At 42.8% G+C, this 24,491-nt stretch carries 20 protein-coding genes and 1 tRNA gene; 16 read left to right on the top strand and 5 right to left on the bottom strand.

Annotated features, from left to right (window positions below; all coding sequences use genetic code 11):
* Nucleotides 1-22: 22 nt before the first annotated feature.
* Both M8998_RS04920 and M8998_RS04915 read right to left on the bottom strand, forming a co-directional pair.
* Nucleotides 23-1,027 (bottom strand): FecR family protein, encoded by a 1,005-nt coding sequence (locus tag M8998_RS04920; protein ID WP_249991012.1) that lies wholly within the window; start codon nt 1,025-1,027, stop codon nt 23-25.
* 74 nt (nt 1,028-1,101) lie between these two features.
* The gene (locus M8998_RS04915) at nt 1,102-1,692 is read right to left on the bottom strand and encodes an RNA polymerase sigma factor (RefSeq protein WP_249991011.1); all 591 of its coding nucleotides are present in this window, start codon (nt 1,690-1,692) and stop codon (nt 1,102-1,104) included.
* Nucleotides 1,693-2,345: 653 nt separating this feature from the next.
* Between M8998_RS04915 and M8998_RS04910 the strand changes: the two genes are divergently transcribed.
* Together M8998_RS04910 and M8998_RS04905 are read left to right on the top strand one after the other, a co-directional pair.
* The gene (locus M8998_RS04910; protein WP_249991010.1) at nt 2,346-3,293 is read left to right on the top strand and encodes a YihY/virulence factor BrkB family protein; all 948 of its coding nucleotides are present in this window, start codon (nt 2,346-2,348) and stop codon (nt 3,291-3,293) included.
* A gap of 575 nt (nt 3,294-3,868) precedes the next feature.
* The gene (locus M8998_RS04905) at nt 3,869-4,336 is read left to right on the top strand and encodes a hypothetical protein (RefSeq protein WP_249991009.1); all 468 of its coding nucleotides are present in this window, start codon (nt 3,869-3,871) and stop codon (nt 4,334-4,336) included.
* A gap of 203 nt (nt 4,337-4,539) precedes the next feature.
* Here M8998_RS04905 and M8998_RS04900 read toward each other — a convergent pair whose 3' ends face one another.
* A complete protein-coding gene (locus M8998_RS04900; RefSeq protein WP_249991008.1) occupies nt 4,540-5,637 on the bottom strand; it encodes an MBL fold metallo-hydrolase in 1,098 nt (365 codons plus the stop codon).
* A 454-nt stretch (nt 5,638-6,091) separates the two neighbouring features.
* Here M8998_RS04900 and M8998_RS04895 point away from each other — a divergent pair, with 454 nt between their 5' ends.
* A complete protein-coding gene (locus M8998_RS04895) occupies nt 6,092-6,454 on the top strand; it encodes a MerR family transcriptional regulator (protein WP_249991007.1) in 363 nt (120 codons plus the stop codon).
* Nucleotides 6,455-6,771: 317 nt separating this feature from the next.
* On the opposite strand, the gene M8998_RS04890 is transcribed toward M8998_RS04895, so the two are convergent.
* A tRNA-Ser gene (locus M8998_RS04890) sits at nt 6,772-6,859 on the bottom strand.
* A gap of 105 nt (nt 6,860-6,964) precedes the next feature.
* Here M8998_RS04890 and M8998_RS04885 point away from each other — a divergent pair.
* The 6 genes from M8998_RS04885 to M8998_RS04860 all read left to right on the top strand — a co-directional run bounded on the left by M8998_RS04885 (nt 6,965) and on the right by M8998_RS04860 (nt 13,908).
* The gene (locus M8998_RS04885) at nt 6,965-8,017 is read left to right on the top strand and encodes a patatin-like phospholipase family protein (protein ID WP_249991006.1); all 1,053 of its coding nucleotides are present in this window, start codon (nt 6,965-6,967) and stop codon (nt 8,015-8,017) included.
* A gap of 123 nt (nt 8,018-8,140) precedes the next feature.
* On the top strand, nt 8,141-9,106 hold the full coding sequence (locus M8998_RS04880) for an ROK family protein (protein ID WP_249991005.1): 966 nt from the start codon (nt 8,141-8,143) through the stop codon (nt 9,104-9,106).
* Between the two features lie 90 nt (nt 9,107-9,196).
* On the top strand, nt 9,197-9,382 hold the full coding sequence (locus M8998_RS04875) for a CsbD family protein (RefSeq protein ID WP_249991004.1): 186 nt from the start codon (nt 9,197-9,199) through the stop codon (nt 9,380-9,382).
* Between the two features lie 306 nt (nt 9,383-9,688).
* Nucleotides 9,689-10,636: a 2,3-diaminopropionate biosynthesis protein SbnA gene (sbnA, locus tag M8998_RS04870; RefSeq protein ID WP_249991003.1), complete on the top strand. Its 948-nt coding sequence runs from the start codon at nt 9,689-9,691 to the stop codon at nt 10,634-10,636.
* Between the two features lie 10 nt (nt 10,637-10,646).
* Complete coding sequence (locus M8998_RS04865) at nt 10,647-12,491, top strand: FAD/NAD(P)-binding protein (protein WP_249991002.1); 1,845 nt, start codon at nt 10,647-10,649, stop codon at nt 12,489-12,491.
* Entirely contained in the window at nt 12,466-13,908 is a 1,443-nt protein-coding gene (locus M8998_RS04860; RefSeq protein ID WP_249991001.1) for a Y4yA family PLP-dependent enzyme, read from the top strand. Before M8998_RS04865 ends, M8998_RS04860 begins: the two co-directional genes overlap by 26 nt.
* 12 nt (nt 13,909-13,920) lie before the next feature.
* Here M8998_RS04860 and M8998_RS04855 read toward each other — a convergent pair whose 3' ends face one another.
* On the bottom strand, nt 13,921-14,298 hold the full coding sequence (locus M8998_RS04855) for a VOC family protein (protein ID WP_249991000.1): 378 nt from the start codon (nt 14,296-14,298) through the stop codon (nt 13,921-13,923).
* 103 nt (nt 14,299-14,401) lie between these two features.
* On the opposite strand from M8998_RS04855, the gene M8998_RS04850 reads away from it, so the two are divergent.
* The 7 genes from M8998_RS04850 (at nt 14,402) to M8998_RS04820 (ending at nt 24,435) form a co-directional block, all read left to right on the top strand.
* Complete coding sequence (locus M8998_RS04850) at nt 14,402-15,040, top strand: uracil-DNA glycosylase family protein (RefSeq protein WP_249990999.1); 639 nt, start codon at nt 14,402-14,404, stop codon at nt 15,038-15,040.
* Nucleotides 15,041-15,126: 86 nt separating this feature from the next.
* Nucleotides 15,127-15,771, top strand: coding sequence for a hypothetical protein (locus M8998_RS04845; RefSeq protein ID WP_249990998.1), 645 nt, complete (start codon nt 15,127-15,129; stop codon nt 15,769-15,771).
* 187 nt (nt 15,772-15,958) lie between these two features.
* Entirely contained in the window at nt 15,959-16,549 is a 591-nt protein-coding gene (locus tag M8998_RS04840) for an RNA polymerase sigma factor (protein ID WP_249990997.1), read from the top strand.
* Between the two features lie 84 nt (nt 16,550-16,633).
* Complete coding sequence (locus tag M8998_RS04835; RefSeq protein WP_249990996.1) at nt 16,634-17,743, top strand: FecR family protein; 1,110 nt, start codon at nt 16,634-16,636, stop codon at nt 17,741-17,743.
* A 3-nt stretch (nt 17,744-17,746) separates the two neighbouring features.
* Nucleotides 17,747-20,839, top strand: coding sequence for a SusC/RagA family TonB-linked outer membrane protein (locus tag M8998_RS04830; RefSeq protein ID WP_249990995.1), 3,093 nt, complete (start codon nt 17,747-17,749; stop codon nt 20,837-20,839).
* A 30-nt stretch (nt 20,840-20,869) separates the two neighbouring features.
* Entirely contained in the window at nt 20,870-22,426 is a 1,557-nt protein-coding gene (locus tag M8998_RS04825) for a RagB/SusD family nutrient uptake outer membrane protein (RefSeq protein ID WP_249990994.1), read from the top strand.
* 92 nt (nt 22,427-22,518) lie between these two features.
* A complete protein-coding gene (locus M8998_RS04820) occupies nt 22,519-24,435 on the top strand; it encodes an alkaline phosphatase (RefSeq protein ID WP_249990993.1) in 1,917 nt (638 codons plus the stop codon).
* The last annotated feature ends 56 nt before the right edge of the window (nt 24,436-24,491 follow it).

Below are 24,491 nucleotides of genomic sequence, written 5' to 3'. Positions count from 1 at the left end.
TATAGATGCTATTAGTTTTTTGCTACTGAGCTATTTCGATATGCCCCTGTTCATTCTTCCGGTATCGGAAAAACGCCACCGCCTGCAGCCCTTTCAAGACATCCTCCATCGGTTCATTATCAAATGTCGCGGAGTAGACCTGATTGGCTGTGGCCTTATCTTTAATGCTGATTTTCACCCCGTATATCCGCTCTAGCCGGCGGGCAATCTGGGCAAGTGACTCGTTCTCGATTGTTACTCTTTTTACCATCCACTCGGTTTCGATCGCGTTGCCATCTTTCTCCGATATGTCAAACGACTGGATATTGATCGCCATCTGGGGATTTTTCTGTAGCGCTTTTTGCTCGGTGATCGGCGATAATGTTCGCGGTTCTTCGAGTACAAATTTCTCTTTCGGTTTTAAGACAAACTTAGTTTTTTCATGGCCAGCTTTCCACACTTCGACTTTGCCTCGAATCAGCGATGTCTCGGCCTGTTGATCTTCTCGATAATCACGTACGTTAAACGCCGTGCCCAGCACCCGGATCTCCATGCGTGGCGTGTGGATGAGGAAAGGTTGTTGTTCATTTCTGGCAATATCAAAAAACGCCTCGCCGATAAGGGTGACTTCCCGCGCCGCCTTGTTGTCAAAAGATTTGGGATAAATTAGCTTGCTGGAAGCATTCAAGGTGATTTTTGAACCGTCTGGCAAAATGACTTCTCTCATCTCTCCATCGGGTAGCTGAATCTCCAGCTGCTGACCAAAGGAGGTATTCAGGTAATAGCCAAGGATAAGCAGGCCACCGAGAAATGTCGCTGCCACGGCAAAACGAAATCTCCTTTTTGGTATGCGATAGGGAGAAAGAGATCGTTTGATGGTGGCTTCTATTCCGGATAAGTTTTTGTCAAGTTCCAGATCATCGATCTGGTGAGTTGATCTTTTGGCATAGTGTACGTAAAAACTATCTAGCCAGCGGCGTTCGGCAGCGCTTAGTGGTTTGCCTTCACGATGCCGTTGCAGTAGCTGCTGAATTTTATTTTTATCCATATCCATCTGGCGTGTTGTCCGGCATTGCTGACGGTTAGTTATAGATATGACGGGGAACTAAAGGAAAGGGAGTACTAAAAAATGAAAATAATATATAAAAAAAGAGAAAAGAGCAGTGTCGCTAGCTTTGTGCGTAGGTAACGGAGGGCGTTGTGTACTTGTTTTTTGACCGTATGTTCGGATATGGATAGTTTTTGGGCGATTTCCTTGTAAGAAAGCTGCTGTTCTTTGTTTAATTCGTAGATTTCTTTCGTTCTCTTCGGTAATTCAGCCTTGTTTAGCTCGATTAGTTGTAAAAGCTCCTGTTCTAAAAGGTGCTCATCGGTAAACACATGACCAGTTTCCTGAAAGTCCAGCATGTCACTCATGTAGCGGTTCACAACTTTTTCATGGCTGATGTGATCCAGTATCTTATGTCGAACAGCCTGATACAAATAGGCCAGAGGAGTGGTGCGGATATGCCAGTCGGCATGCTTCATCCAGATGCTCAGAAATACATCCTGGATAATATCATTGCATAATTCCGTGTCGCCAGTCATGCGGAAGGCATGGCGGTATAAGGTCTGCTTGTGACGCGTAAAAAGCTCTTCGAAAGCGTGATGATCGCCCTCGTTGATTTTGTCAACAAGCTCACGATCAGCCAATTCCACCCGCGGATTATTCAAGGTATTCCTGTTTTTCTGGTTTAGATAAGTTAAATTTAGTCATTTATCGCATAAAAGCAATTAAAATCTACTAAATTAATAGATTTAATTTTAGTTGTATACTCAAGTCAGTTGGTAAGGCATATTTTTGTCGGCGTTACCATACTTAGCTCATAGCTTCCATAGATGTTTGTAAATCGGATTACTTTGAAGAACAAAAATAAAATATATGAGGTCTTTTGAGCATTATGGATCTTAGCTTTTATGAATTATTTTTTAAGCGATGTACCTATCTAGAAAGCAAATGTGGGGTTAATAGTTATTAAACTAGTAGACATGTTGTCGGCATTTTCTCCATTACGAAAGATTAACATTTTAAAAAAACAAAGCCTTATCTTTTAATTTAATGACAGATTTTCCGTTAAACACTTATCGTCGGCCAGTGAACAATAATTAACAAGAGTCAATTATCTATTGCTTCGGCAGACCACACTGCTGTAGAATGTTTTTTGTGAATTATAGAACCTTTTTTGGATGTGAGAGGTTATTAGCAATGTGTTCTATTATATAGTGCACTTAATCATTACATCTACATAACTATGGCAGCTGATACTCCTACTTCAAAAAATCGAAATGTGTTTAAAGACCATTTTTCAATTCTTAAAAACTCCGGAATGGGGTTCACTGAGGAAGATTGTTTAAAATATAGTGCCTCTTTAGCTTATTATACCGTATTCTCTCTTGGGCCGATTCTAGTTTTGATGATTTCCTTGGCGGGTATTTTCTTGGGAGAGGATGCTATTCAGGGAAAAGTATTTCAAGAATTAAGTGGTTTAGTCGGTGCCAGTGCTGCCTTACAAGTGCAGGAAGTGATTAAAAACCTTTCTCTTTCCGGAAAATCTAGTATTGCATTAGTGATCAGTGCAGTGACCTTACTAATTGGTGCAACGACGGTATTTGGGGATATCCAAAACTCAATTAATAAGATATGGCATGTTCGTCCGAAAGTAAAAAAGGGCTGGTTAAAGATGCTGAAAGATCGGTTACTATCCTCTTCCTTGGTTATTGGTTTGGGTTTCTTGCTCGTGGTAACGCTGGTGATTAACGGCGCCATACTCGCATTTACCGATAGGTTACAGCAATATTTGCCTGACAGTACGGTCTTTTTAGTGAGTGGCCTAAATCTCGTGATTTCTTTCGGGGTCGTCTTTTTGTTGTTTGCTGTAATCTTTAAGGTACTTCCAGATGTAATGATTTCCTGGAAAACAGTATCATCAGGTGCATTATTTACTGCTTTGTTATTTGTGTTGGGTCGTTTTGGGATCGGGTTTTACATCGATAGCTCCGACACGGAATCAACCTATGGCACTGCAAGCGCTATTGTATTGATACTACTATGGGTGTACTACACGGCAGCAATTTTATATTTTGGCGCCGTATATACCCGAGAATACGCAACTTTTCGAGGTGTTCCAATTGAACCTTCTGAGTTTGCGGTACATGTAGAACTTACGGAAACCGAACGAGAAGTGAAAGAAATTCCACCAGCGGCGTTGACAGAGGAGGAGAAAGACCTTAATAAACCAGAGGAGCCGGGATCCAATCGCGAGCTTCCTGAATAATAATTTTTCATGATGGTATTAAGCGCGCAGACAATGCGTTTGTGGATGCCTAGAAAACGGAGCCGATCCGCGCTTTATGCCATGGCCCAACATTCTTCTATAACATGTCCTAAGTTCGTGTAGAAGGTAAATTAATCTGTGGAAATGCCAAATTGCTCGTAATCTCGCGGCAACTCTATTTTTAATATTTATTCCTATTTATCGGAATAATAATGGATGTAATGAGGATTGGATTTAGCGTTAGATAAGGAGCTGAGAATCCCTTATTGATATTCGGAATTTAAGCACGGACTACTATAAGCAGCACTTGATAGGATCTTGCAGCACCATAAATTGCATGGGTAAAGACCTATTGATAAGCCGTGTGTGCTTGACTTTCAACATGGACCTTTTCGGTCGTACTTCTGGTGTGTATAGCATTGCTTCAATTGAATATCCTATCGGAAGTTAGGACCTGCGGCAAGCATCGGTATCGTTGCCCACGATGAATGGCTGCTATACGCATCATGATAGGATTTTTTTCATGTTGCTGAGAATTGTTATATTAGCACTCTAACTATCCAATAATGAGGACTATGAAAAAAATATTAATTCCAATAATAGCTTTTCTAACGCTTGCTTCCTGTGCCAAAGAAGCATTAAACGATGGTCATCCACTGATCGGACGTTGGCAACACCGTAAGCAAGAGGTAACGGTATACAATACGGAGACAAAGGAAATTATCGTAGAAACAGGTACCGCTACAGATTTTACAGCGCGGCCATCAGGTAATTTTATCGTGCTCAAACCTACAGGCAAGGGTGACATCATTAGTGATAAGGCCTATGTCAATGCGTTCGACTTTACGTATACAGATAACGAGATTAGGTTTATTATGGAGTCGCATCAATTGCTATATGATTCGTCAACACTGCCGAGCGGTGAATACCGTATAGCGGGCGATACACTATATATTCACCGTGACTACGCGACACCACTTGATCCGATCAGCGGAATTGGAAAGACTTACGAGTTTACATCTCTGTTACTAAGGGCTGATTAAATTATGTTATTTAATTAGCTACAGCTTACTCGATCGGTGTCTCTCCCAATTTTAGCCGTGTTGTAAAGCAGTAAATTCTGCTCTTTTCGACCAATTATTGTCAACGCGTTGGAGGTACTAAATTCCTAAATAGTGATAAGGTCGCCCACTTGGCAAACGCGGTTTATGATCTACCAAGCAATTAATATAGATACTGTTCGCGGCTATTTCAGCCCTAACCACCAGGATGTAAATTGTTGATCTTTGTCGTTAAGATAGACTACTTCACCTATCATTGGCGTTAGTAACGGAATATTGTACGATTTATTTAATTCCGTTATTTTCGATAACGGTTCGTCCCAATCATGGCTCCCCAAGACGAATTTAGAAGAATGAACGGGTAAAATACGTTTTGCTCTTAAGTCATTGGCTGCTTTTAATACATCTTCGGGTAAATGGTGGATGTATTTCCAAGCTTCATCATATTGCCCATTGTCTAAAATAGCTAAATCAAAAGATCCATGTTTATTGCCGATTTCGGCGTAATGTCGATCATACCCGCTATCTCCACCCATATAAATTTTCATAGTCGGGGTATGCAAGACGTAGGATGCCCACAACGTCTTATTGGTGGAAAAGCCTCTTCCTGAGAAATGTCTTGCTGATTCAACAAACGCTGTAAAACCGCTACCTAAGACTATCCGATCACCCCAATCTCCTTCAAAAATTTTGTTACTATCGTATCCCCAATGCTCCAAGTGCGCACCTACGCCCAGGCCACAAATCACATTCATGGTTTTCTCTTTCAACGCAATCAATGTTTCGTAATCAACATGATCATAGTGGTCATGGGAAATAAACAAGTAATCGATATTCGGCAAATCAGAGACAGCATATATATCGGTTCCGTTAAATGATTTGACCGTTCCAGGAATCGGCGAAGCATTTCCGCTGAAAACAGGGTCGACCAAAATTCGCTTACCATCGATCTGTATAAAGTAAGAAGAGTGTCCAAACCAAACTAACAGGTTTTCTTCCACAGGCAGGCTCAGCAGATCTGTTTTTATGGATGGAATACTATCGATCGGATATTTCCTCGGTTTATATTTGATATAGGATGTATAAAGTACTTCAAAATAGTTGTGCCCATCCGCGAGCGTAGTTGTTTTGCTTAGGTTTTGGAACTGACCATCTCTGTAATTCGGCGAATGCTTGATTCTTTCCAGCCGAGCCCCACTTGGGTTTTTGCCAAATTTGTTCTGCTGCATGTAGGACATCGTTGCTATCAACAGCGCACTTATGATTACTAATGTTGTGATCATCGAATTTTTAATTATTCTTTTCCATTTTTTACTCATTGTTTATCGATCTATCTATATTATTTGCACGTCAAACATCAATAACATTGTCCGCATAAACAGGTTATTAAACGTCGATTTTTTTAATCTACTTATGCCAAGCGTCATCGTAAAGATACCGTCTACCCAAAAGTGAGGGAGAATGGACGGGAGGCTCCAATTAAAAAATTCATGTTTTTGTTACCGCTATTAGTCCCAAGACATTAGTTTCAAATTGAGCACGTATATCCTCCATATTTTGTAAATCAATAGGATCAAACATTTCTGTAGTGGCATTATTTATCAGGCCATTTAAGCTGTCATCGTCAAGTTGCTCTTTTGGATATTTCGAAAACACAAAATTAAAGTCTACATTTGCAACATACAAGTATAAAGTATGGTTTATACTTTATAAATATTTATCAACATTTGGAATGTTATGTTAATAAATGAGTTATCAAAACGAACTGGCTTATCAATACCAACACTGCGGTATTACGAAAACTATGGATTATTTCAAGGCGTTTCAGATGAAGAGGTAAAAACCAACAATTACAAGAATTACGATGAGAGCCTTTTGGAAAAAATAGAAATGATAAAAGGAGCGAAGGAGGCCGGTTTTACACTTGCGGAAATCAAAAAATTGTTGGAAAAATGGTTCGATAATAGCCTTTCTATAGCTGAAAAGATAAAAGTAGTCTATGAAAAAATTGGTGAGATCGACGAAAAAATTACCCAGTTGAATGCCGTCAAAAAGTTGCTGTCGGATTGTGTTATCTCTATCAGAAACGGAGAGTGTTAGTAGATTTATGAGCCGAAGTGACTCATTCTCCGCACGCGGTTTCTGAATTTAGCGCTTTTTGTTTTAAACATCGTTTATACTACTATGCAACCGCATGATGAATGGTACAGGGAATTATCATATTTTCAACGATATCACTACGCGCAAGGTGGGAGAATTTAAAAAGTTTGGGGGCGTTTGGTTGGCTAAATAGTGGAGATAATCACAATCTCTCAATCACGACGTTAGACCTTCTCCGAATAGAACCCCGGCTAACCCTTCTGTCCGAACCGTCCAAACGTAAAAAATCCCTCATCTTTCGATGAAGGATTTTTCTGCGGAGAGGGAGGGATTCGAACCCTCGATACGGTTATCCCGTATACAGACTTTCCAGGTCTGCTCATTCGACCACTCTGACACCTATCCGTGAATCGTTTGCAAATATAGTATTTCTGCCTATTAACACCAAACACAATTTGCCGCCATAAAAACACGCATATCTTTTGTTAACTTTATCGAAAATGACGTCGTATGAAGCGAATTCTATCCATTGATGGAGGAGGTATTCGGGGGATCATTCCCGGCATGGTTTTATTGACCATGGAGCAGCGAATCCAAGAAAAAACGGGCGATTCCGAAGCACATCTTTCCGAGTATTTCAACTTCTTTGCCGGAACGAGTACCGGTGGTATCCTTACCGCCATTCTACTGTGTCCCCACCCGGACGACCCTACCAAGCCGCGTTTTTATGCCAACGAAGCATTAGATATTTATTTAAAATACGGGCCTTCTATATTTTATACAACCCGCTGGCGTAGGTTCCTCAGTAAGTTTGGCTTGCTGAGTGAGTTGTATGATGGCAAGGTGTTGGAAACAATCCTAGATCAATATTTTGGCGATACCAAACTTAGTGAGTTGCTAAAACCAGCGATTATGACGGCCTATAATATTGAATTGCGTACAAATCATATTTTTCGACAGCAGAAAGCAATTTCACATGGCGATGCTCGAGACTTTTATATCAAAGACGTTTGTAGGGCGACGGCAGCTGCGCCTACTTATTTTTCTGTAGCTGAGATATTTTCCATCGCAGGTATCAGATTTCCACTGGTCGATGGGGGAGTGTTTGCACACAACCCGGCACTTTCAGCACTTTTAGAAGTGCTAAAAACGTATGATACCTTTAAGATTGACGATGTGCACATTTTATCATTGGGTACCGGTATTGCCAAAAATGCCTACAATTATGAAGATTTTAAGAAAAAATGGGCTATATCCATTGGTCCGGCGCTGGTCGATATCATGACAAGCAGTTCGTCTGAAAGTACTGATTTCTTCTTAAAACAACTCTTTCGTTCTGTAAAAAAGCCACATAACTACACACGCATAGAGCCTATGAATGTATCCTCCATATCCACCTCTATGGATGATGCTACGCCCGGAAATATGCAGAAATTAGTCTCGCTGGCCGACAAAGTGATCAGTGATAATGATCGACGAATAGACGGAATCATAGACGATCTTATAGCAGATCGAGAGCAAAAAAGAGATACTTCTGTTTGGAACTTTTTGCGTAGGGGATAAAAGCATAGCGAAGACCAGCAATATATTTTTGCTCAATTCAAGTGTGTAAAAATCACACAAAGTACCTATATTAGCAATCGTGACACTGGGTTTAGTGTAATGTGAATCAACAAAATTAGAAAAATGTCTGTAGTGCAATCGTCAGAACGGGTAGTTCTTGGGATAGATATTGGTGGGACCAATACAAAGTTTGGATTAGTAAATGAGCTTGGTATCGTACTCGATAAAGGATCGCTCCGTACCAATATATATAAGGAGATTAATGATTTTATCGATGCATTGCATACTGCAGTAAAACCATTGCTCGAAAAACACCTGCCTGGCCATCCATTGGCGGGTATTGGAGTAGGAGTGCCTAATGGCAATTTTTACACCGGTACGGTAGAGCAAGCGCCAAATCTTCCTTGGAAGGGTGTCATCCCTTTCGGCGAGTTAATGTCAAACAAATTTGGTGTGCCATGCACGATTACCAACGACGCCAACGCAGCAGCGCAGGGCGAAATGCTTTTTGGTGCGGCGCAAGGCATGAAGGATTTTATCATGATTACTTTAGGTACTGGCGTAGGTAGCGGCATCGTGGCCAATGGCAGTTTGATATATGGGCACGATGGTTTTGCAGGCGAATTGGGACATACTATCGTGAAGCCCGGAGGTCGTAAACATTGGAGTACCGGATCAGAAGGCAGCTTGGAGGCTTATGCCTCTGCAACTGGCATCGGGATCACCGCGAAAAAGATGCGTGCAGAATTTCCCGAATCCATGCTTAATAACTATCCAGAAGATGCAATTAATGCCAAGACGGTATTCGAATGTGCTTCACAGGGAGATGCTATAGCGATAGAAGTATTTCGTTATACCGGACAGAAATTAGGTGAAGCATTGGCAAATTTTGTGATGTTTTCTTCGCCAGAAGCTATTCTATTATTTGGTGGAGTCATCCGTGCGGGCGACTTTATCCTTAATCCGGCAAAACTGCATATGGAAAGAAACCTATTGCCGATTTTCCGTAATAAGGTGAAGTTAATTTTTAGCGGGTTGGACGAGTCCGATGCCGCGATCCTTGGTGCAAGTGCGCTGATACTTAGCTAAATTCAATTTCTTACAGAACAAACTGCCTTGTTTATCAAACATATCTACCTATAGGTTGTTGTACTATCAAACATATAAAAGGAGGATATTATGAGTGAATTAACATGGAAAGGCCGTTGGAACGAGCTTAAAGGAAAAGTAAAACAACAATATGGTAAATTAACTGATGACGATTTGACTTACGCAGAAGGTAAGGAAGATGAGTTGATCGGTCGTTTACAAAAGGAAACCGGTAAAACCAAAGATGAGGTTGAAACTTGGTTGAACGATTTATAGGTCATTAAAGTCTTTTTTAGACTTTAGCCAATTTATTAAGTGCAGGTTACTAAGTAATCTGCACTTTTTTTATGTCTTATCACGTAGAAATTGTATGTAATCACGTAGAAATTCGCATAGCTCTCCCACAAACTTATATCGCAAAAAAATGTTATCTATATTGAAAAGCTAATCTCGCGAAAAACAAACTGATTTAGGTTTTTGTACGTTCCTTACCAAGAAAGCGACATGGTGATCATAAGTGAGATAAATAAAGAATTTATAGGGAAAGAGGTCACAATGCAAGCGACACAAATTAAAGAGCCAATGAATGATATATTATCATGTATTGGCCACACACCATTAGTGCGATTTAACAACATTTTCGTAGCGCTGAAATCCGCTATCTACGGTAAGTTGGAAATGCTAAATCCGGGTGGTAGCATCAAAGATCGTACAGCGCACAATATTGTTCGCCATGCGATGAGTATCGGGAAAATCAATGCTAAAAGCGTTCTGATAGAATCCACTTCCGGAAATATGGGAATCGGACTCGCGCGGATATGCCATTTTTATGGCCTAAAATTGATCTTGGTAACCGACCCCCACATCAATCCACTGGCAGAAAAGATTTTGCTAGCTTTCAACGCACAGATCATAAAGGTAGATGCAGATGATGGCAATGGTGGATATCTCAATTCTAGATTAAAAAAGGTGGAGCAATTACTACAAGAGATTCCGAATAGCTTTTGGCCAGATCAATACCATAATATGGATAATCCGGCAGCACATCAGCAAACCTTTAAAGAAATTGTGGAGGATTTAGGCAATGCGCCTGATTATTTATTTATACCAACTAGCACCTGTGGAACATTGCGAGGATTTGCAGATGCTATTCAGCATATGGGAGTACATACCCGGATCGTTGCGGTAGATGCCGAGGGGAGTTTGATTTTCAAAGACAAACCAAGTCCACGCCTTATTCCAGGGATGGGAGCCAGTCGCAAATCTCATTTCTTGCTGCCAGATCAGGTACACGACGTGGTGCATGTGAGTGATGCCGATTGCGTAGCTGGGTGTCATCAGTTACTGGCTAAAGAAAGTATTCTGGCCGGCGGATCTTCCGGAGCTGTAATCAAAGCAATTGAGCGTTACCAGCAGCATTTTTTACCAGGTGAAAATATCGTGGCCATTATTCCAGACAATGGTGAGCGTTATCTGGATACCATTTATTCTACAGAATGGTTGGAAAAGCACGGATTGAAAGCCCATTAGTGTATTGCGTATGATTTGGAAAAAAGAACACCTATCCTTAGCAACACTGCAAGCACCAGACATCATTAGTCAACTGATGACAACCGTGAAGGAGGTAAGCAGTAGAAATCAGCAGAAAGCAACGAAACGTATAGGTATTGTTGGCGGAGGCCCAAAGGGAATGTATGCTTTAGAGCGTTTGCTGCATACATTGCGGCAGGCGGGTGACGAGACCGCAGTACATGTGTTATGGTTCAATGAGAGTCCTGATTTTGGCAGTGGCAACAATTATCATGTGAGCCAGCCGGATAATTTGCTGATCAATTATTGCATTGGCAATATCGACGGGTGGCTACGTGAAGATGTAAACGAACAAGTGCAGGAGCAACTTTCACTCACCGATTGGATTAGAAAATACCATACCACTGATTTGGAAGTAGTTCCTACCGACTTTGCCTCCCGAGCGTTAGTGGGCTGTTATTTACAGGATGTATTGCGGCAGCTGCTTGAGGCTATGCCATCAAATGTAAGCCTTTCGCTAATCGTTGGTGCTGTTCAAGATATTGGGTACAGCACTGAATTTAAAATTTCAGTGGCAAATTCGGAAGAATTTATTGCGGTTGATTATTTGCTAATGGCGACTGGACATTGTTATGAGAATGTCCCTCCATTCAAGACATCAACCGAAGAAATACCAAAAGCATACATAGCCACTGCCTATCCCATAAACCGACTAGACGCCTTACCAAAGGGAGAGTCCGTAGCTATTATGGGATTGGGGCTTACCTTTATCGATATCTGTCTGCACTTGACAGAAGGTCGAGGTGGGGTGTTTGATGAATCTGGTCGATACATACCATCAGGAGAAGAACCGATTTTGTACCCTTTTAGCCGAAGTAATTTGCCTATTCATCCGCGGGGACCAGTGTATGGCGATGCGCGCTATGCGATTCGTGCACAGACCGATCAGGCACTGCAGGCTTTAGTGGATGTAAGGGAAGAAAGACAGATCTACTTTCAACAAGAAGTGCAACCCATAATAGATGATGAAATTCGTTTTGCCTACTATAGCACATTGCTCGGGACTACGCAAGAAAATCAAATTCAAGAATACCTGGATACACTCTCGGACGAAGCTATTTTGACATTCGACAGATTGTTGTTTCCAGAAGTGCCAACATCCAAAAACAGACATTTGGCTACCAAGACTTATATCGACCAAAGTATCGAAAGGGCGGAAATAGGCGAATTGCAGGATCCATTTATGGCGGCTGCTGCCGTGTGGCGAGAGCTAACACCGCAGATCGGACAGCTCTACAATTTCGGAGGCCTTACACCAGAAAGTCATCGATATCTGGACAAGCAGCTGTGGAGTGCCTGTTGCCGTACCAGCTTTGGACCGCCAATCGCCAATATGCGGAAAATTAGCGCGCTGGCAGATGCTGGAATTATTCAGTTCAAAATTCCTCCACAATCCCATATAAGCTATGATCCCACAAAGCAAAACTTCGAGATTGGAACAGAGGGCGAACAGTATACCGTATCTTATTTGATAGATGGTAGAATTGCTCGTAGTGAGCTAGTACGACAAAATTCCGCTTTGTACACTCGTCTGGCCGCAAAAGGAATGGTCGATATTTTTCAGAATGGTGATTATCAGCCAGGCTGTATTACCATCGAGCAGGATGGACGAACCAAGTCGATGGTAGATGGGCAGGAGATTCCGCTTTATTTTTATGGTACGCCGACCGAAGGCATATTATTTGACAATGATTCCCTATCCAGGGTACGAAACAATTTGGCTAGCCCATGGGCAGGCCGTATACTACAATTAATCAATCCGCATACACATGGAATTTACGCATACCACGACTGATGAAAAACACTTACCACTTACTCCGATTATCCATCCATGGATTCGGGAGGTGGTATCCAATCAATCGTTGTTAGAAGAGGCCGTGAGTGAGTTTCAGTCACCGCTCAACATACAATCTTTAGTACCATTTGAAGAGAATGTAAATGCTTTCAAGTCCGTATTTGACAAGTACGAGCTTCAACATCGTATTTATTTCGCGCGCAAGGCGAATAAATGCATCTCGTATACGACACACGCCGCCGAACTTGGTGAAGGTGTAGACACCGCTAGTTTTGAGGAGCTGGCGCAATGTCTCGAAGCAGGCATAAATCCTGCGCAACTGATATCGACCGCTGCCGTGAAGACCCAGCGGTTGATGGAACTTGCCGTGGATAACGGTGTCACGATTATCATCGACAATCTGGATGAGCTCGACTTGTTAGAAAAAGTGACTGAACGTAGTGGAAAGCAAGCGCACATCAGCTTGCGTGTAGGCGGATTTGATATGAATGGTGCTACCTTACATTCCCGATTCGGTTTCTCGATTGCTGCGGCTCAACAATTGGTGTTGGAAAAGTTGATCAAACACCCTACGCTGCTATATACCGGATTGCACTTTCATTTAAATGGTTATTCTATTCCAGAACGCGCTGTGGCCATCGGTCAATGTATAGCATTGGTGGACGCCCTCAAAGCCCATCAAATTGACACCTTGCATTTGGATATCGGAGGAGGCTATTTGGTCAACTATTTGAGTGACAAAGCGGAGTGGAATACCTTTCAGAGCGAACTAAAAAGAGCGGTATTGAGAAAGCGTCCAGAATTGACCTATCGGAATGATCCATTAGGCATCGTGAAAATAGAAAACACGTTATACGGCGAGGCCAAGGTATATCCCTATTACAGCGAAGTGCACAAAGCTGGATTTTTGGAAAATATATTGACTAGTGCAGTGTCCGGTTATGATGCGCCTATTCACCAACTACTTCGAGACCGTCGTATCGAAATTCGGATTGAACCGGGTAGATCACTTTTAGATCAAGCGGGCATTACCGTGGCACGCGTCGCATTTCGCAAGCACGACTCGGCCGGAAACCTCTTAGTCGGTTTAGAAATGAATCGTACACAAATGAAAAGTTCCAGTGCGGATTTCCTCTTGGATCCAATTCATCTTTCAACGGCTCCGTCATCCGAGTCGGATTTGTTGGAAGAATCTAAGCCTGTTTTTGGTTATCTCGTGGGAGCATACTGTTTGGAACAGGAGTTTATTCTACTGCGCAAAATCAAATTTCATCATTTGCCATCCGTTGGTGATTTAATCGTATTCGTGAATACTGCAGGCTACATGATGCATTTCTTCGAGTCGCAAGCGCATCAATTCGCCTTGGCCGAGAATGTGTTTTATAATAAAGATAAGTCCTTGAGGGTGGATAAATGATGAGGAACAAAGTTAGATCCGCCACGGTGGATTTTTTCTGTTTTCATCGGCTCGATATAATATAATCTGATTGCCATCGGGATCTTTCAGTCGTGCTTCTCGCCATAACCAAGATTGATCTACAGGTTCATGCTCAAAATGTATTCCTTTGGAGGTTAAGACTTTTACATCTTCATCAAGGGTGTCGGTTTCAAAATACAGCCAAGTTTTATCTGTTCCACCTTCTGCTGATTGGTGAAGCGAAAACGTTGCATCTCCATCGGTACACTCAAATCGCGCATATTTTGGCAGAGACTTTACGATGAGTTTTAGTCCCAATAATTCATAAAACAGGATGGATTTTTCCACATCCTCTACAGATATCGTTATTTGATTGAGATCGAGTTTCATATGTTCCCATTTTTGTGTACTATATTGTTTGCAACAGATTAAATATACAGTTTATGAGTAATTTTATAAAAGCTGTTTTTTTGAGCGCATTTTTCTACAATTTATGATCACATATCATCAGTATCTAGATCGATATCCTGTTACAAAGGATAGCAAAACCCTGATATTAGGAACCATTCATCCACATCGCACGGAGGAGTTTATGATTCCATTCTTTTATGGGAATAGAAATAGCCTTTGGAATTTGCTGAGTGACGCATTTCCAGAAAATTTGCCGAAGCCAATTTCTCTGCAAAACATCGTTCGTTTTTTACAGGAAAAGCATATTGCGATGAGCGACACCATTATAAGTTGTCGTAGGACCAATCGTACTGCTTTTGATCGCGACCTAATTCCAATGGAGCTGAATCACGAACTGGTGCAGCAAATTAGAGATGCTCAGATTGATCGCATACTATGCACGAGTTCTTTTGGTAAGAATAATGCCTTTAAACTATTCTATGAAAATATTCTTGGGCTAAAAATAACGACGCAGATCAAAATAGATCGGGAAGTGATCCTACCCGCAGAACTATTTGGCAGACCTATTTTGCTGAAAGCCTTACTATCACCATCTGGGGCGGCGAATATCTCCCTATCCAAAAACCCAATCTATCTCGCACACCGGGAAAAATATGCTGGTCATCCCACACCCATATATGCTTTTAAAGTAGATTATTACAGAGCCGAATTTGATCGTTAGTAGTTGACGTGATGCGCAATTTTTGACATTTTTGTTGCGGCCTTAAACTTTAGGGTTATCACATCAATCCAATAAAAAAGATCATAATGAAGAAATTTACGCTTTTACTACTTTTAAGTTGCCTGAGTTTGGGCGTGTTTGCACAAAGACACTTCGTGAAGACCGATATATTTGGAAATCTCACGTATCGCAGCGATGATGGCAGTTACCAGGCTACACTGAAGAAAAATATCTTTGATGATCTGGTTTTTAGTGATAATAGGCGTAATGAAATTACCTACGAGAAGAAGTATCTTTTAGAACAGTATCCGGGTATCCTAACGAATAGCAATAAACAACAACATGTCTTTATAGATTTAATCCGTGAGAATAGAAGAAGTGAGAATTATACCGCCAAATACAGGATTGATATTTTTGATAAATTAATTATTGAAGACAATAGAGGCTATAAACTGGAGCAAGGGACGGATATTTTCGGTTCCATTCAGCGTAACGAACAAGTTAATGGGGTAAATACAAAGCTGCATAAGACCCTTAACGGTACCTGGGAGTTTATCGAAGGAAAAGATAAAGCCTCTCTAACAAATGATATTTTTAATAGACGAATTTATAGTGATTCTTTTGGTAATGAAATTGAATTTCAGGCAAAATCTTGGCAACGCTTGGTCAATCGCTATGCCACAGAAGAAGATGCCTTTATGTCTTTGGTAGATCAATTTTTTTACCCATAACTTCTCGGCGTATCTGGTCATTCCCCGATTTATCTTACCGTTGTATATCATTCTAAATGGTGATGTTCCCAGTGCTACGAGTTCATAAATTTTAATAATTTGATAACATAAACGCATCGCTATCAACAATCGTTTTTAGATATTTTTGTCAAAATTTCCCATTCTATAGGGGCTTTTGAACATCGGTATGAAAAGCGATTACCTTGAACAACGAGACGTACAGCAATTGGCAGCAGGCGATATAAATGCCTTCAACCGATTGTATGCGCACTATCATAAGCCCGTGCACGCCAATATTTTGAAATTGGTGCACGCTCCAGAGTTGGCCAGTGAATTGCTGCAAGATGTTTTTCTTTCGCTGTGGCAAAATCGCTTTAAGTTCGAATCAAGGGAATCCGTAGGCGGTTGGCTGTTTGTCGTGAGTTACAATAAATCTCTGAATTGCCTCCGTAAGAAGTTGAAAGAGACGGTAGATTATGTCGCTGAATATCCGCATCTCTCTGCTATTTCGCAAATCGAAGAAGATGAAGAAGAATTGAATCGGCAATTGGCACTGATCGATGATGCCATAGAAACTCTCCCAGCACGAAAAAAAGAAGTATTTATGCTGTGCCGTTACGAAGGCCGTTCCAAAGCGGATGTAGCGGCCCTATTGGGCATCAGTCAGCAATCGGTGAGCGATTACCTCAAACAATCCAACAAAGCCATCAAAATGCATGTGATGCAGCATTATTCTTCGCCGATGACACCATTATTGCTCCTGTTTTTTCTGCTGTAACAATACACGTTCAATTTACAATTACTTCATTATTTCTTAACGTAAATAGGCATCCCCAATCGGTGTACATCGGTGTATTTACTCATGATGAAACATCCTATTGGAAGACGTATTGCTGATCTGTGGAAGGGACTATTAAGTCAGAAAGAAAAGGCTATTTTTCTGAAAGATCTAGAGCGCGAGGAAGCGAAAGTAAAAGCGAAATTAGAACAAGCATTCTTCGAAGAAGTAGACCAAAAAGATTCGGGTCTGCTTACGGATCGGGAATATGCCGAGATATTGCAGCAAGTGCATTGCAAAATGGGTGTGCAAGATAAGAAGCCGCGTCGCCTCAGTACTACTTGGACGATAGCAGCAGCGATGTTGTTACTTATTGGCGTGGCAGCGATCACCTTTAAAGTACACTATTCCACATCGGAGCAGCTGCTTAGTAGTGTTCCAAAAGTAAGACAGGATACCATTAGCCTATTTAATACCCAAAGCTACGATCGCTCTGCGCGCTTAAAAGATGGTTCGTTGGTCACCTTAGCTCCGGGAGCTGAGCTTCGCTACACAATAGCATATGGCCAATCCGAGCGTACACTGCACTTGCGTGGCCGCGCTAAATTTGAGGTGGCTCATGATACAAGTCGTCCTTTTACCGTGTGGACAGATGGATATAGCACCACGGCATTGGGCACGGTATTCCTAATCGATGCCAATGCAGAGAATAGCATTGATATCTCCCTGTTATCTGGCAAGATCGTGGTAAAAGGATCACCCACTCATGGAAGAGTGCTGGCCGAGCAATACCTAGTAGCTGGCGACAAATTGTCGATAGATCGGGAAGCAGCCACTTTTGTGTTGCAGTCGCCTAAAAGATCTAAACCAACCATGGCCACTGAAGAGATTGCCCGTGATAGCGAGGGCAGTACACCAGCGCCTTTGCGTTTTACAAATGAGCCGCTACAATCGGTATTTGACGTCATCGCGCAGCGTAAGCAAGTACAAATCGTCACTGCAAATTTGGATCTGCACGGGTTGACCTTCAGTGGTGAATTTGCTGCTTATGAATCGGCCACGATGATGATCCGTGTGATCTGCCAGATGAACGATCTGCACTGCGAAGAGACGCCTACCGCATTGATTATTAGCCAAAAAATAGAAGCGAATCAAACCGTTCCTACAGGAATAAAAAACCAAACAACAAATTAATAGATGAAAAAGAGAAGCATTTTTAGAAATGTTCGGTTAGCGATGAGTGGCGTAGCCTTCTTCCTTGCGGCCAATGCCTGGGCACAGTCTTCCGGACAGTTGCGTGGCACGATCATGGACAATACCGGCACCTACATACCAGGCGCTAACGTGCAGTTGGTCGATGCGAACGGAAAATCGATCGCTCAAGTATCTACCGATGCGAAGGGTATGTTTGTGCTGGAAGGCGTTAATGCAACCACGCAATACCGCATTCGTGTGAGTATGGTAGGTTATCAGCCGTATGAGACAGCGACCAAAGCATTGAGTGCAGGCGAGAGCAGTTCGATGTTGATTAGACTAGAGCAGCAACAGTCTGAATTGGATGAGATTGTAGTAGTAGGTTACGGGCAACAACGTCGCGGCGATCTGACGACGGCAGTGAGTTCCTTGCCCAATGTATCTGATCAGGTAAACCGCCCTTTGAGCAATATTGCCGATATGATGCAGGGCAATGTAGCCGGATTGACGGTGATGTCTCCAGGTGGCGATCCAAGTGCGAATCCAAGGGTCATGGTACGCGGTATGGGAACATTAAATGCTGAAGAACCCCTGTATGTGGTAGATGGTATGCCGTATTACGGTGGTCCCATCAACCCGAATGATATAGAGAAAGTAGATATTTTGAAAGATGCCGCTGCTGCAGCGATCTATGGAGCGCAAGCGTCTTCCGGAGTCATTGTCATTACCACAAAGAGTGGAAAAGCAGGTGCGCCAAAATTAAATGTAGACCTGTACCGTGGTTGGCAGTCGGCTAGCAACTTGCCAAGCGCGCTGGATGCGGCACAATATGCTAATGCCTACAATCAAGCGTATGCGACGAGTGGACTAAACCTGCAAGCAGGGCATGATGCGCAACAGAATCCTTGGGGACAGGTGACGCGTACCAACTGGATGAATGAAATTTTCCAGACCGGGAATATATTGAATGCCAATGCACAGCTTTCTGGCGGAGGAGAGAAATCCAGCTACAGCAGTTCATTCGGTTACCACGACCGCGAAGGGATGTTGCTAAATACCGGTTACAAACGCTTTGCTTACCGCCTTAAATCGGAATTTGATCTCACCGATCGTGTCACCATTGGTCAGAATTTCTACGTCAATCAAACGACGACACGCGGTACCAATACCAGCAGTAGCTATAGCGGCGCTATTATCAATGCGATCTATATGAATCCTGCGGCACCGGTATACGACGACGCGGGTAACTTCCACGGTACAGTGCCATCCGATCTATCAGGATTCTCGAGTATCTATGGCGATACGTATAATCCTGTGGCTTTATTGTTGAGACCTACGGTCAATAATCCAACGCTCAACCTGAATGGTAATGCCTTTGTCAAAGTGGATATTTTGGATGGGTTGACCTTCAAATCCAACTTTGGCCTGAATATGAGACGTTATTCTCTAAAGCGTTTTGATCCAAGAATTCCAGAAATAGGTCGCGCTAGTTTGAATAATTATCTGACCCAGGAAGAATCCAAAGAAGACCGTTGGATCTGGGATCAACAATTGAACTACACCAAAAGCTTTGGTGATCATAACTTCGATGTAGTGGCCGTATATTCTGCGCAAAGAACGCATTATGAGCAGTTTTATGTACAGGGAATGGGCTTCGAACGTGAAGATGATTGGTACCAATACATTGGCAACGCCGCATCATTGCCTACATTGCCGACCAGTAGCGTATGGGAGGATGCTTTGACATCGGCTATCGGACGGGTAAACTACAACTATGCAAATCGTTACTTTATCGGTGCTAGTATTCGTAAAGACCGTACTTCTCGTTTGTCATCGCAAAATCGTTCCGATGTATTCCCGTCCGTTTCAGGTGCATGGAAGATCTCGTCCGAACCATTTTTCCGCAGCTCATTGATCAATGATCTAAAAGTGAGGGCATCATGGGGGCAAATTGGTAATATTCAATCCGTAGATCGATATGCTTTCAATATTCCATTGTCTACCGGTACGATTACGCCGATTGGAGCCGATGGCCAGTTGGTACGCCATTTTGCCGTGAACAAACAATTCAACCCAAATTTGTTGTGGGAAGTCTCACAATCGTTTGATGTGGGGGTAGACATGACGATTTTGAATAAAATTACCATCGCGGCCGATTACTACGAAAAGAAAACATTGGGTATGGTATATACCAATGATGCCAACCCACATGCCGGATTTTCTCAGGGACCGACGTCCAACGTAGGTGATATCCTCAACAAAGGATTTGAGGGATCTGTACGGTACAATGATCGGTTTGGAGAATGGGGCTTTGGTGCGCAGGCAAACATCAGCGTGAATGACAATAAGGTCTTAAACCTGGATGGTTATTTCAATGATTTTATTCAGCATCCAGATAATGTACGAACCGTACTATTGCCTTACCGCTCTACACCTGGGCAACGCCTTTATTCGTATTACTTGATTCCACAAGCGGGTATTTTTAATTCTCAGGAGGAAATCAATGCGCATTCGAGAGATGGTCAATTAATTCAGCCGCAGGCTCGTCCGGGAGATTTTCGTTTCGTGGATACTAATGGCGATGGCCGTATTAATGACGATGACCGTGTATATATGGGTAGTGCTATTCCTCGCTTTACCTATGGTTTCTCCCTCAACTTGGACTATAAGCAATTTGATTTGAACGTATTGACCTACGGCGTATCTGGGTCGAAGATTTTTAATGGCTATAAATATACCGCCTACAATGCTGCTTCTAACGGGTACAACTTAGATAGCCGCGTACTGGATGCTTGGACGCCTCAAAATACGGATGCAGATATTCCTATTTTATCTCGTCAGGATCCAAACAATAACTTTGGAACTGCTTCCGACTGGTACTTAGAGAGTGGCGATTACTTCCGCATCAAAAACGTCACGTTTGGCTATACCTTGCCTTTAGGCAAACTGCAGTCGCGTATATACATCGCAGCAGAGAATCCATTAACGTTCACTTCGTACTCTGGTATCGATCCAGAGGTAGGTACAGTAGGCTTAGATGTAGGTAATTACCCGTTAGCAAAAACATATACAGTAGGTTTAAATGTTAATTTTTAATCCTTAAAATCAACGATAATGTCTTTAAAAATGAATAAATATATCGCGATGGCCTTAGTGAGTATGGGGTTAGTCGCACAATCGTGTTCCACCGATTTTACAGACCTTACTCCACAGGGATCAATTACCGATGCGAACTATTGGAAAACAGAGGCTGATGCGATCTTCGCTGCAAATGGACTATATCAGCATTTCAATGATGGAGATTTGTTTGGAAGAGGGTTATTCTGGCTTGTGAATGCTTCGGACGATATGGTGACTGGCCGTACCGATGCTGGTTCTGCTGCGGTGCGTAACTTCACCGCCAATGGTAATGAAAGCCGGGTGAACTCCATGTACAAGCGTATCTATCAAATCGTACAACGTGCCAATACCATCATTAGTAAGGTGCCAGCTATGGAAATCACGGAGCAGACGAAGCAACGCGTGTTAGGCGAAGCTTATTTTATGCGTGCCTATGCTTACTTTTATTTGACACAGCATTATGGCGATCAGCGCGCAGGGCTTCCGATCGTGACCGAAGAAAACATGTTGGAGACACGCTTTGAGCGTCCTGCCCATGTGCGTGAAAACTTTGCAATGATGGAAGCAGACCTGTTAAAAGCTGCCGAAATGCTACCTTTAGTAACGACCTACGGATCTGCAGATTTGGGTCGTGCAAATAAAGATGCAGCCTATGCTTATTTGGCAAAGACAAACCTGCAATGGGCGCGTTATGATGTGGCGAAATGGGCTGAAGTGGCGAAGTATTGTGATCTGGTAACCAATTCTGGTTCGGGTAGAAAGCTGATTGATACCAATAATCCAGCAGAAGATTTTGCCAGTGTTTTTTATGTGGCTAACAATTACTCGAGCGAGTATATCTTCTCGGTAGTGTCTAACAAAATTCAGGGATCGATATTGCCTGCCGTTATGTTTGAAAACACAGGGTACGGACTATACAATGGTTGGGGATATTTTCACCCTACGTTAGAATTGTACAATTCGTTTGAAGCAGGAGATGCACGCAAAAAGGCGACTATCTTGGAGTTCAATGATACCTATACTTTGTTTGGATCGGAGCGCCGATATTCTTCTTCCAACTCGCAGACTGGTTTTCAGTTTAAGAAATACATGGATCCGTTTAAATACCCTATTGCGCAGCATTTAAATCCAAATGGAGATTACCCAACTTCGGATCTGAATGTGCCTTTGGTACGCTACGCGGATATTTTATTGATGAAATCAGAAGCGCAAATTATGCAAGGACAGAATGGTGATGCAGGTATCAACCTCGTGCGCGATCGGGCAGGGTTAGCTCCACTTACAGGTGCCACGATGGCACATTTGAAACGCGAACGTCGTTCGGAATTTGCTGGTGAGTATACCGACAGACACTCCGACTTGGTACGTTGGGGAGATGCACAGGCAGCGTACGCACGAGTGGCTACTGGCCGTCAGCATGTGACCAAGACCGATCCGGCTTCTACCTTTACCACCATCACCGTCTGGCCAGCACGTAATTTCAATCCAACGGTTCACCACGTGTGGCCAATTCCTCCGCAAGATGTGAGTAATGCGGGTATTGCGCAGAATGAGGGCTGGTAAATAAGAATAGAATGAATAAATTAAGCTATGCAATCCCAATGGTTTTCTAGGATCGAAAGGGCTTGCATAGCTTTGGATGTAAATACGAGAAGATGAAGAATTTTTTAGGAGTATCGTTAGCCTGCCTATGTTTCTGTTGGAACCAAGAGCCGGTAGTCGCACAAGAAGCCAGCAGTTTGAGTCAGCGTTTTGAGCAGCTGATGTTTGCCGACAAAGAAGCCGGTATACTGAATGTGCGTGGCCATAGCCACAATGATTACGAGCAGGCGATTCCATTCCTTACCGCGTACCATGCTGGGATGGAATCGATCGAAGTCGATCTGTTTTTGAGAGATGATACTTTGTATGCGGCGCATGACCAGAAAGATATTACGGTAGGTCGCACTTTAGAAAAGTTGTACTTACAGCCTTTAGCAGAATTGTATCGTGCGAATGGGGCGCATCCATTTGCCGATACTACTAAGAACCTGCAATTACTGTTGGATTTTAAGGAAGATTATCAACGCTTGATGCCAAGCTTGATTGCGCTGCTGCTTAAATACGATTTCTTATTTGACGATGCCCGATCTGCCCATCCGGTACACATTGTGATCAGCGGCAATATGCCTGCTCCAGAACTGTTTTCTCAATTTCCGACATGGATTAAGTTTGATGGCAGGCCGAATATCCCTTACACCGACGCACAACGCAAACATCTAGGCATGATAAGCCAAGATCTGCGCGTTTACAGCCAATGGAATGGTAAGGGTGAGCCTGCTAAAATGGAACTGCAAAAGATCATGCAGGATGCCAAGCAAGCGGCAGATTGGGGCGTATCATTTCGACTTTGGGGTACGTCAGACAATGTAAATACCTGGATTGTGCTCGAAAAGATGGGCGTCACCTGGCTCAATACCGATCATCCAGCGCAGCTGAAAGTGTATTTAGATGAATTGCTTGCGTCTCGTTTTCAACTCGTAAAACTGTATCCTGTTTATTCTCCAACGTATGCTAGCGATGGTGCGAAGAAGGAGATTCGCAATGTAATCCTCTTGATTGGTGATGGGATGGGTTTAGGACATCTGCAATCGGCTATTATCGCCAATCGTGGTGAATCGAATATAAAGCAAATGCGGCATATTGGTTTTTCATCGACGACATCGTACAGCTTAGGAAATACGGACTCTGGTGCTGGCGGTACCGCTATTGCTACGGGCATGAAAACTTACAATGGACAAATCAGCGTGGATACCAATGGTGTTGCTTTGGCAGCGATTCCGGATCGGATTAGGGAACGAGGCATGCGCACGGGCATTATTTCCACTGGTGATGCATCGGATGCCACGCCAGCGGTATTTTACGCAAAACATAAAAACAGAAATGCTTCCGAAGACATCACACAGTCTTTGGTCACCAACCAATCCATCGATATCTTAATTGCTGGGCGACCTAGCCCATATCGTGATGTCGCAAAACACCAAAAACTGGTTACAGATCTTGCGAAGAACGATTTTACACTGCTCGAAGATCTCGTTTCGTTTCAGCAATCGAAGGCAGAGAAGTTAGTGACATTTTTGCCCGATTCCCTTACGCGTCCGGCAAAAGAGGGTAGAGGACCAGTCTTGTCGCAATTAGTAAATCTCACTATTCAAAAGCTAGATAAGCGGGATAAGGGATTCTTTATCATGGCCGAAAGTGCGCAAATCGACTACGGTGGGCATGCGCGCGATCTGACTTATGTTGCTGCAGAAACGGTGGATTTTGATCAAGCAGTAGGAGAGGCGCTTCGCTTTGCCGATGCCGATGGCCATACGCTAGTATTGGTCACGGCCGATCACGAAACAGGTGCTTTGAATTTATTGGATGTAGATCAGGCTACTGGAAAGATTCAAGGACATTTTGCTTCTAACGATCACAGCAGTATGCTGGTTCCGGTATTGGCGTATGGGCCAGGAGCGCAGGCATTCATCGGATTCTATGAGAACACCGAAATTTTTCATCGCTTGATACAATTGTTGGAAAAGAAATAATCTTTGGGGCTATATTATAATACAAAGGGTTGCCGATCCTAAACTGGCAACCCTTT

Origin of the sequence: Sphingobacterium sp. lm-10, assembly GCF_023554555.1 — a bacterium.
Lineage (GTDB): Bacteria > Bacteroidota > Bacteroidia > Sphingobacteriales > Sphingobacteriaceae > Sphingobacterium.
This window is presented reverse-complemented; position numbering and strand designations above follow the sequence as displayed.

Bases quoted from the DNA above. Each gene is read 5' to 3' on its own strand.
- M8998_RS04835 (WP_249990996.1), top strand. From the start codon at position 16,634: ATGATGAAACATCCTATTGGAAGACGTATTGCTGATCTGTGGAAGGGA.
- M8998_RS04885 (WP_249991006.1), top strand. From the start codon at position 6,965: ATGAAGCGAATTCTATCCATTGATGGAGGAGGTATTCGGGGGATCATT.
- M8998_RS04855 (WP_249991000.1), bottom strand. From the start codon at position 14,298: ATGAAACTCGATCTCAATCAAATAACGATATCTGTAGAGGATGTGGAA.
- M8998_RS04820 (WP_249990993.1), top strand. From the start codon at position 22,519: ATGAAGAATTTTTTAGGAGTATCGTTAGCCTGCCTATGTTTCTGTTGG.
- M8998_RS04920 (WP_249991012.1), bottom strand. From the start codon at position 1,027: ATGGATAAAAATAAAATTCAGCAGCTACTGCAACGGCATCGTGAAGGC.
- M8998_RS04905 (WP_249991009.1), top strand. From the start codon at position 3,869: ATGAAAAAAATATTAATTCCAATAATAGCTTTTCTAACGCTTGCTTCC.
- M8998_RS04865 (WP_249991002.1), top strand. From the start codon at position 10,647: ATGATTTGGAAAAAAGAACACCTATCCTTAGCAACACTGCAAGCACCA.
- M8998_RS04875 (WP_249991004.1), top strand. From the start codon at position 9,197: ATGAGTGAATTAACATGGAAAGGCCGTTGGAACGAGCTTAAAGGAAAA.
- M8998_RS04880 (WP_249991005.1), top strand. From the start codon at position 8,141: ATGTCTGTAGTGCAATCGTCAGAACGGGTAGTTCTTGGGATAGATATT.
- M8998_RS04910 (WP_249991010.1), top strand. From the start codon at position 2,346: ATGGGGTTCACTGAGGAAGATTGTTTAAAATATAGTGCCTCTTTAGCT.
- M8998_RS04850 (WP_249990999.1), top strand. From the start codon at position 14,402: ATGATCACATATCATCAGTATCTAGATCGATATCCTGTTACAAAGGAT.
- M8998_RS04840 (WP_249990997.1), top strand. From the start codon at position 15,959: ATGAAAAGCGATTACCTTGAACAACGAGACGTACAGCAATTGGCAGCA.
- M8998_RS04900 (WP_249991008.1), bottom strand. From the start codon at position 5,637: ATGATCACAACATTAGTAATCATAAGTGCGCTGTTGATAGCAACGATG.
- M8998_RS04825 (WP_249990994.1), top strand. From the start codon at position 20,870: ATGAATAAATATATCGCGATGGCCTTAGTGAGTATGGGGTTAGTCGCA.
- M8998_RS04895 (WP_249991007.1), top strand. From the start codon at position 6,092: ATGTTAATAAATGAGTTATCAAAACGAACTGGCTTATCAATACCAACA.
- M8998_RS04845 (WP_249990998.1), top strand. From the start codon at position 15,127: ATGAAGAAATTTACGCTTTTACTACTTTTAAGTTGCCTGAGTTTGGGC.
- M8998_RS04830 (WP_249990995.1), top strand. From the start codon at position 17,747: ATGAAAAAGAGAAGCATTTTTAGAAATGTTCGGTTAGCGATGAGTGGC.
- sbnA (WP_249991003.1), top strand. From the start codon at position 9,689: ATGAATGATATATTATCATGTATTGGCCACACACCATTAGTGCGATTT.
- M8998_RS04860 (WP_249991001.1), top strand. From the start codon at position 12,466: ATGGAATTTACGCATACCACGACTGATGAAAAACACTTACCACTTACT.